Below are 9810 nucleotides of genomic sequence, written 5' to 3'. Positions count from 1 at the left end.
TCGTCCTGCGTTCCCCATTCCCCCCGTGTGTTCGCTGCGCCCCGGGTGTTCTCTCCGCTCAGTCATCCCCACCGGGACCACTGTCGGAACCATCGTCACCGTAGCGACTCTCGTCCCCACCGCGACCGTTGTACCCGACCTCGCGGCCGGCCACACCGTTCTCGCCGACTCCCGGCTCCCCCGCGCCGGACTGCCGGGATCCGACGATGCCCGGCAGGGTGGCGCCGGTCGGCCGCGTCGCGGCACCCGCCGACCAGGCCAGCACGCGATCCCGTTCCGCCGGTGTCACCAGTGGACACTCCCCGACCGCGGCGTCCGGCCGGGCCGTGAGCCCGTCGAGGAGCGTAACCAGGCGCTGCGCGAGCAGCTCGACGGTCCCCTCGTCGAACAGGTCCGTCGCGTAGACCATCGACGCCGACCAGGACCGGTCCGGACGGGCGACCACCGCGACCGTGAGGTCGAGCTGGGCGGACGTCACCGGCGACTCGAGCGCCGCGACCCGCAGACCCTCCGCCTCGAACACCGGCGCGGTGTTGCCCGCGTTGGTCAGCGTCAGCATGACCTGCGCGAGCGGCGAGAACGCCCTGGACCGGGTCGGGTTCAGCCGCTCGACCAGCGTCTCGAACGGCACGTCGGCGTTGGTGAACGCGTCGAGGTCGACGACCCGGGTGTCCTCGAGCAGTTCCGCGAAGCTCATCGCCGGGTCCACCTCGGCCCGCAGGACCAGGGTGTTGACGAACATGCCGATCAGCTGATCGATCTCGGCGCGTCCCCGGCCCGCGATGGGAGTGGCGACCGCGATGTCGTCGGTCGCGGTGACCCGGGCGAGCAGCACCGACAAGCCCGCGTGCACCACCATGAACGGCGTCATCCCGCGCTCGCGCGCCAGCGCCGAGATCCGCGTCGCGACCTCGTGCGGGATCTCGAAGTCGACCCGCGCACCCCGCATCGACGCCACGGTCGGGCGCGGCCGGTCGGCGGGCAGCTCCAGCACGTCGGGTACCCCGGCGAGCTGACGCAACCAGTACGACAGTTGCCGTCCGACCACCGACGTCGGGTCGTCGACCGCGCCCAGCTCGCGTTGCTGCCACAGCGCGTAGTCGGCGAACTGGACCGGCAGCGGCGGCAGGTCCGGTGCCCGGCTCGCGGCCCGGTCCCGGTAGGCCGTCACGACGTCGGACATCAGTGGCCGCATGGACTCACCGTCACCCACGATGTGATGCAGTACCGCGAGCAGGACCCACGAACCCTCGTCGCGTCGCCACAACCGGATCCGGACGGGCACCTCGGTGGTCACGTCGAATCCGGCGGACAGCGCCTCGAGAAGCTCCGCCTCCGAATCACATTCGACGAGGCGGGGCAGCGCCGCCGGACCGTCGGCGTCGTGGACGACCTGGGTCGGCCGGCCGTCGACGGCGGGGAACGTGGTCCGCAGGATCTCGTGCCGCGCGACGACGTCCCCGATCGCCGCACCGAGGGCCTCGACGTCCAGCCGGCCGCCGAGTTCGACACCGATCGGCAGGTTGTAGGCCGCCGAGGCCGGGTCGAGGCGATTGATGAACCAGATCCGCTGCTGCGCGAACGACAGCGGGATCTCCGCCGGCCTCGGCTCGACCCGGGTGACCGGCGCGCGCAGACCGCCCCGGTGCTGACCGAGAGCGGCCAGTGCCCGCGGCGTCGGCGACTCGAACACGTCCCGCACGCCGATGTCGGCGTTGAGGGCGTCGCCGACGCGTGCCGCCAGTCGGGTCGCGGAGAGCGAGTTGCCGCCCAGGGCGAAGAAGTCACCGGTCACCGACACCGCGTCGACGCCCAGCAGGTCGGCGAAGACGGCGACCACGCGCGCCTCCGCCGCCGTCTCCGGTGCGACGAGGTCGTCGGCCTCGATGTCCGGTGCCGGCAGTGCCCGCTTGTCCAGCTTGCCCGTCGCGGTGAGCGGCAGGTCGGCCACGACCGTGATCGTCGCCGGGATCATGTACGACGGCAGTCGATCCGCCAGATGGTCCCGCAGCGCAGCGGTGTCGACGGCAGGAGTCTCGCCGCCGGTGCTCAGCGCGTCCGATGCCGGTACCACGTAGGCGGCCAGCGACGACGCGACCGACCCGCCGACCCCGAGCACCACCGCGGTCTTCACCGACGGATGCGTGGACAGCGCGTTCTCGATCTCGCCCAGTTCGATGCGCAGGCCGCGCAGCTTCACCTGGTCGTCGGAACGACCGAGATACTCGAGCACCAGCTCGCCGGATGCCGAGCGCACCCACCGGACACGGTCGCCCGTGCGGTACATGCGGTCGCCGGGTCCGCCGAACGGGGACGCGACGAAGCGCTCGGCGGTCAGCTGCGGACGCCGGAGATATCCGCGGGCCGACGAGACACCGGTGGCGTACAGCTCGCCCGCCATCCCGATGGGCACCGGGGACAATCGCTGATCCAGGACCAGCAGGCCGGTACCCGCCACCGGGCCGCCGATCGTCACCGGCTCGTCCGGGTCGAGCGGACCGCTGATCGCGACCGCCACCGACGTCTCCGTCGGCCCGTACGCGTTGTGGAACGCGACGCGGCCCGCCCAGGTGCGGACGAGAGCGGTGGAGACCGCCTCGCCACCCGAGGCCAGCATCCGCAGTGCGGGCAGGTCGTCGGGTTCGACGGTCGCCAGCACACTCGGTGTGAGGAACACGTGCGTCAGTTCGTGCTCGCGGAGGAAGGCGGTCAGCGCCTCGCCACCGACAATGTCGTCCGGCCGGTACACCAGCGTCGAACCCGAGGTCGAGGCCAGCAGCCACTCCAGCACCGAGGCATCGAAACTCGGTGAGGCGTAACCGAGTACCCGCGAACCCGGATCGATGCCGAACCGGTGCGCCTCGGCGACGGCGAAGGCGTGCGCACCGCGCTGGGTGACCGCCACGCCCTTGGGCACACCGGTCGACCCGGAGGTGTAGATGACATAGGCGAGTGCATCCAGACGCGGGGTACCCACCAGCTCGCCCGGCGCGAGGGCGGTGCCCTCGATGCCACGCATGGCGTCGGCGACGGCGGACACGTCGATCCATTCGACGTCACCGCGGGCACCCGCTTCCGGCCCCGGGCCGCCCTGTTCCGGACTTCCCGATGCCGACGCGATCACCAGACGCACACCGGAATCGGTGACCATGTGCGCGATGCGGTCGGCGGGCAGCGTCGGGTCGATGGACAGGTACGCCGCGCCCAGCTTCGCCAGGGCCCATTGCCCCGCCAGCCGGTCGACGGTGCGACCGAGCGCCAGCCCCACGACCGAGTCCACGCCGATCCCGCGGCCGATCATCCACCGCGCGAGCCGGTTCGAGCGCTCGTCGAGCTCGGCGTAGGTGAGCGACGCGCCGTCGCCGTCGGTGACCGCGACGATCCCCGCGTGCGCGGCCGCGACGTCGGCGAACACCTCGCCCAGCAGACGCGGTTCCGGCGCCGCCGGACCGTTCACCGGCGTGAGCTCGGCAGCTGCCGCGGCGTCGAGGAGAGCGATCGACGAGGTCGGCGAATCCACATCGTCGACGGTTGTCCGCAGGATCTCGCGCAGCGCCGCACCGAACACCCCCACCTGGTCGTCGGCGAAGGCCGACGGGAGGTACTTGAGCTTCAGCAGCAGGCGGTCACCGGACGGTGACGACGCGAGGTTGAGCGGATAGTGCGTCGAGTCGCCGGCGTCCACGCCAACGATCTGCAGACCGCCGGCCAGCGATGTGTCCGCCGTGGACAGCGAGTCGGAGTCCACCGGGAACGACTCGAACACGGTCAGCGTGTCGAAGAGCGCACCGATCCCCGCAAGCGCGGTGAGGTCGGCGAGACCGACGTGCTGGTGGTCGAGGACCGCGACCTTGTCGGCCTGCATCGCGGCGAGCACGTCGCCGATCGGGGCAGCCGGGTCGACGTCGACGACGCTCGGGACCGTGTTGATGAACAGGCCGACCATGCCCTCGACACCGTCGAGGTCCGACGGGCGCCCCGACACGGTCTCGCCGAAGGCGACCACCTGGTTGCCGGTCATGCGCGACAGCAGCACCGCCCAGGCGAACTGCAGGATCGTGCTGACCGTGACACCGCGTTCGCGCGCCAGCCGGTTGATCGCCGCCGTCGTCTCGGCGTCGATCCACTCCTCGTGGTCACGCGGCAACGACGTGGTCGTGGCCTCCTCGGCGCCGGACACCAGCGTCGGCCCCGCCAGCGGCGCCAGCACATCCCGCCAGGCGGCGAGACCCGCGGCCGGGTCGGCGGCGGCGAGCCGCCGGACGTGGTCGCCGAAGTCGGAGTCCGCGGAAATGGTTGCCGTGTACGGACCCACGCCGGCGTAGAGCGCGAGCAGGTCGGCGAGAACCAGCGGACCGGACCAGCCGTCGAGCAGGATGTGATGGTTGGTCACGATCAGGCTCAGCGTCGTGTCGGACCCAGAGCCGTGCTCGACGCTCACGAACCGCACCAGCGGCGGCGCCGCGAGATCGAACGGTTCGATCCGTTCGGTGTCGGCGATCTCGCGCACTCGTCGCGCTGCCTCGTCACCGTCGAAGTCGGGTTCCAGGGACACCTCGGACCACGGCAGGTCGACGCGCGGCGGTACGACGGCCACCAGCACCCCGCCCGCCGTGCGCACATACCCGCTGCGCAGCACACGATGATGTGCGACGAGTTCCTCGGCCGCCGAACGCAATCGCGCCCGGTCGACCTCACCGCCGAGATGCAGCACCGCCTGCGTGACGTAGACGTCCACATTGCCGGAGCCCGTGGGAGCGACACCGTCGGCTCCCGCGGTGTTCTGCGCAGCCATCTGCGACTGGAAGTACAGACCGGCCTGCAGCGGCGTGAGCGGCCAGACGTCCGCACCCGGGAACCGCACCGCGAGCGCGTCGAGTTCGGTCTGGGTGACGGGCGTACCGGGCACGTCCGACGGCGACCGGCCCGGGTCACCGACGACCGCGACGTGCTCGGCGAGTGCGGTGAGCTCGGCGGCCCACAACTCGGCGAGCGCCGTGATGTCGTCGGTCCCGAACAGAGCCGACGGGAACGTGAAGTTTGCCGTGAGGCGCCGGGTCTCGCCGTCGCTTCGCGTTCCGACGTTGACGCTCAACGGGTTCAGCGCGACCATCGCACCAGACACCGACGGCGGCATCCCCGGCGCGCCGGGCGCACCGGTGAACGGGATGACGTCGGGCGCGGGTTCCGCCGCGGGGCGTCCCGCGCGTCCGGCACCGAAGAAGTTGAAACCGATGCTCGGCAGCGGACGCTGCGACAGCTCGGTGTCGGCGCCGTAACGCAGCGCACCGAAGCCGAGACCGCCGTCGGGTTGCCCGAGACGTTCCTCCTTGGCCGACTTCACCGCATGGGTGACGTCGGTGGACGGATCGACAGCGACCGGGGCGATGGTGGTGAACCAGCCGACCGTGCGGGACAGGTCGACTGCTCGTTCGCCGTCGGCGGTGACGATCGCGTCCTTGCGCCCGTGGCCCTCCACCAGGACCGTGACGGGTGCGACGTCGGCGATACCGCGCGCGGCCTGCCACGCCCGCACCGCACGTGCGAACGTACCGAGCAGGACGTCGTTGGCGTTGCCGCGGAACGCTTCCGGCACCGAGGTCAGCGCCGCCTCGGTCACCTGCGCGTCGAATGCGTGGACCACCGACACCTCGGTGCCGAACCGGTCCCGCGACGCGTCGAAGTCGATCCCGAGATCGGTGGGTCGGGCCGGGAGCCGGTCGAGCCAGTACGGCAGCTCGGCCGAGCGCCGGTCGGCCTGTGCGCCGACCGCGTGGGCCCACGCCCGCTCGGACGTCGCCTCGGCACGCAGCGCGATCGGTTGCCCCGATGCCCGCTGCGCCCATCCGGTGACCAGGTCCTCGACGAGGATCGGCCAGGACACCGCGTCGACACCGAGATGGTGGATCGCCAGGACGACCCGACCGACGCCGTCGGCGTCGGTGACGATGCCCGCCGCGACGAGCACACCGGCCGACGGATCGAGGTGAGCCAGTGCCTCGGCGTGTGCGGCACGAAGATCCGCGTCGTGGCCGGGACTGCCCACCGGTGCGACCGAGGAGCGTGCGAACACATAGGGCGCCGCGCTAAGACCACCGGCGTTCTCATCCGATCCGGCGACCAATCGCCAGCGGTCATCGCTCCGGGTGAGACGCGCGGACAGCATCGGGTGCACCGCGATGAGCTCGGACAGCAACTCCGACAACGCGTCCACGGTGAGATCCGCCGGCGCGTGGAGCACCCGGTACTGCGAGAAGTCCGCGAAATCAGATGCGTGCGTGGAGTGTTCGATCATCCACGACATCACCGGCAGCAGTGGCAGGTCGCCGCGCCCGCCGCCCGCGGGTTCGACGAGAGCGGGCAGACGGTGCGCCTCCCCGGCGACCACGCGGGCCATCGCCCGAATGGTCCGTTGCTCGAAGATGTCTCGCGGTGTCAGCGTGAACCCGGCGGCGCGAACCGCCGAGGCGAGCTGGATCGACATGATCGAGTCACCGCCGAGCGCGAAGAACGACTGGGTGACCGAGACCCGGTCCAGTCCGAGCAGACCCGCCACGATGGTCGCCAGGGTCTCCTCCGTCACGTTGGCGGGCGCGACGTGATCGGCGTCGAGCCCCGCGAAGTCGGGTGCGGGCAGAGCGCGGCGGTCGAGCTTGCCCGCGCTGTTCAGCACCACCTCGTCGATCGGCATCCACAGCGTCGGACGCATGTACTCCGGGAGTGCCCGGGTCACCGCGTCCCGCAGGACCTCGAGGTCCACGGTCGACGGCGCGACATAGGCGACCAGATGCTGTCCGCCACCCGGCGCGTCGGCCACCGACACCGCGGCGTGCACGACGCCGGGCGCGGCCGCGACGACGGACTCGATCTCGCCGAGTTCGATGCGCTGGCCGCGCAGCTTCACCTGGAAGTCGGTGCGGCCGAGGTATTCGATCTCCCCCTCGGTGTTCCACCGCACGAGATCACCGGTCCGGTAGAGCCGCGAGCCGGGCCGGCCGAACGGGTCGGCCACGAAGCGCTCGGCGGACAGGCCCGGTTGCGCGGCATACCCGCGGGCCACCTGATCGCCACCCAGATAGAGCTCGCCCGGGACCCCCGTCGGGACAGGATTCAGTCGCGCGTCGAGCACATGGGTCGTCGTGTTCCAGACCGGCACGCCGATCGGCACGATCGACGGCGCCCGGGTCACGTCGGCGTAGGCCACCTCGACCGCCGCCTCGGTGGGACCGAACAGGTTCACGATCTGGACGTGTGGCAGCAGCTCGTGGGCACGGGCCACCACCGCGGGCGGCAGCGCCTCACCGGAGGCGAACAGCCAGCGGAGCGTACCCAGGCGCGAGATCGTCTCGGCCGGCACGACATCGAGGAACACCGACAGCATCGACGGGACGAAATGCACCGAGGTGGCACCGCTGGACGCGATCAGGTCGGCGATGTAGAGCGGATCGGCATGGCCGCCCGGTTCGGCGATCACCATCGTCGCACCGGTCAGCAACGGCGCGAACAGCTCCGGCACCGAGACGTCGAAGGTGTACGGCGTCTTCTGGATGATCCGGTCACCCACGGTCCAGGGATACTCGTCGAGTCCCCACCACAACCGGTTGGCCACCGCGGCGTGGGAGACGGTCACGCCCTTGGGTCGTCCGGTCGAGCCGGAGGTGAAGAGCGTGTACAGCGCATCGTCACCGCGGATCGGCCGGACACGTTCGGCGTCGGTGACCGGCGGTGTCGACGGATCGATGTCGCGGGTCGAGTCGACGGTTACGCGCCGGACGCCGTCGTCCAGTCCGGACAGATCGGCCGACACGGGCCGCGGTCCGACGAGCAGAACCCGCGCGCCCGCGGTCTCGACCATGTAGCGCACACGGTCGCCCGGGGCAGCGGTGTCGATGGGCACGTACCGGCCACCGGCCGCGGTCACCGCGTGGACGGCCACCACCATGTCCACACCGCGGTCGATGCAGACCGCCACCGCGACATCGGGTCCCACGCCCAGCCCGAGGAGTTCCCGGGCGAGATCGGCGACCCGAGCGCCGAACTCGCGGTAGGTCAACTCACGGTCGGCGTAGGTCAGCGCGATCGAGTCGAGCGACCGCGCCCCGCGAAACGAGAGCGCATCGGCCACCGATCCCGCCGGTATGGCGGTCTCCGTGCCCCGTGATCGCCGGAGTATCTCCTCGATCTCGGCGGGTTCGAGGAGGGCGGCGTCGGCCACCGGGTCGTCGGTGTGCCGGGTGAGCTGGTCGAGCAGCCCGACGAACCGGCGCGCCAGCTGGGCGACGGTGTCTTCGTCGAAGAGATCCCGCGCGAACACCAGCGAGAGCGGCCAGTCCCCGTCCCCGTCGGGAACGGACACACCGATCGTCAGGTCCAGTTTCGCCGGCGGATCGGCCGGCGGCATCGGTTCGATCTCCAGCCCCGCGACCGCGGCCGGCGCGGTCTCCGCCATCTCGGGCAGTGCCGTCTGACCGAACGTGAGCATGATCTGGGCCAGCGGCGCGAACGCCTCGGACCGGACCGGATTGAGCTTCTCGACGAGCATCTCGAAGGCCACGTCGGCGTTCGCGAATGCTTCCAGGTCGGTGTCGCGGGCCTGCTCCAGCAGTTCGGCGAACGACATCGACGGATCCACCTGGGCCCGCAGGACCAGGGTGTTGACGAACATGCCCACGAGCGGGTCGAGTACACGCTGTCCGCGTCCGGCGACCGGGGTGGCGATCGCCACGTCCTCGCCGGCCGACAGTCGCGCGAGCAACACGGCGAGCGCCGCGTGCACGACGATGAACGGGGTCGCGTCGACCTCGCGTGCGAGGTCGCGGACCCGGTTCCCGATCTCGGCCGGGATCGCGGCGCCGACGCGACCGCCGCGCTGCGAGGCCACCAACGGCCGGGGCCGGTCGAACGGCAGGTTCAGCACCTCGGGCAGATCGGCGAGTTTGTCTGTCCAATAGGCCAACTGGGAGCCGATGACCGAGGTCGGATCGGATCCGTCGCCGAGGACCTCGTGCTGCCAGAGGGCGTAGTCGGCGAACTGGACCTCGAGGGGCTCGAAGTCGGGCTCGTTCCCCGACACCCGGGCGTCGTACGCCGTGAGGACGTCGACGAGCAGCGGGTTCATCGACTCGCCGTCGGCGGCGATGTGGTGGACGACGACCGCGACGACCGCACGCTCGGCGTCGACGTGCCAGACCCGCACGCGGATCGGCCAGTCGGCGGCGACGTCGAACCCGGAGACCACCGCACGCTCGAAGGCGTGCTGGTCGGCGGCGATCCCCCAGTCCAGCCGGTCGGCGATCTGCTCGGCCGGATGGACCAGTTGATGGGCGACCCCGTCGACGGACGGGAAGGTGGTCCGCAGGACCTCGTGGCGTTCGACGACGTCGACGATCGCCAGGCGCAACGCCTCGGTGTCGAGAGCACCGCGCACCTGGAGCACGAACGGGATGTTGTAGGTCGGCAGCGACGGATCGAACTGGTTGATGAACCACATCCGCTGCTGGGCGAAGGACAACGGTACGAGTTCCGGACGATCCGCGCGGGCGACGATCGGCGGCAGCGCCTCGGCATGTCCGGACACCTCGGCCACGAGCGCACGCACCGTCGGTGCCTCGAACAGGTCGCGCACCGAGGTCTCCACGCCGAGCACCTCGCCCACCCGGGCGGCCACGCGCGTCGCCGACAGCGAGTTGCCACCGAGGTCGAAGAAGGACTCGGTCACGCTGACCTGGTCGATTCCCAGGACCTCGGCGAACACCGCGGCGACCGCGGCTTCCTCGTTCGTCTCCGGTTCGACGATCTCGCCGACCTCGA

General features: G+C 71.1%; 1 protein-coding gene (cut by a window edge). It reads right to left on the bottom strand.

The features are described 5' to 3' along the window. Window positions 1–58 precede the first annotated feature (58 nt). On the bottom strand, window positions 59–9810 hold the 3' portion of the coding sequence (locus tag AB4Z55_RS08605) for a non-ribosomal peptide synthase/polyketide synthase (protein WP_369519551.1). It continues 30493 nt past the right edge of the window; 9752 of the gene's 40245 nt are visible here — the last part of the coding sequence; the start codon falls outside the window, past its right edge — the gene reads right to left on this strand; it ends in the stop codon at window positions 59–61.

The organism is Gordonia sp. ABKF26 (assembly GCF_041103195.1).
In the GTDB taxonomy this organism is placed as follows: Bacteria; Actinomycetota; Actinomycetes; order Mycobacteriales; family Mycobacteriaceae; genus Gordonia; species Gordonia terrae.
Note: the sequence above shows the minus strand (reverse complement) of the source record. Positions and strands in the feature narration are given on the sequence as shown.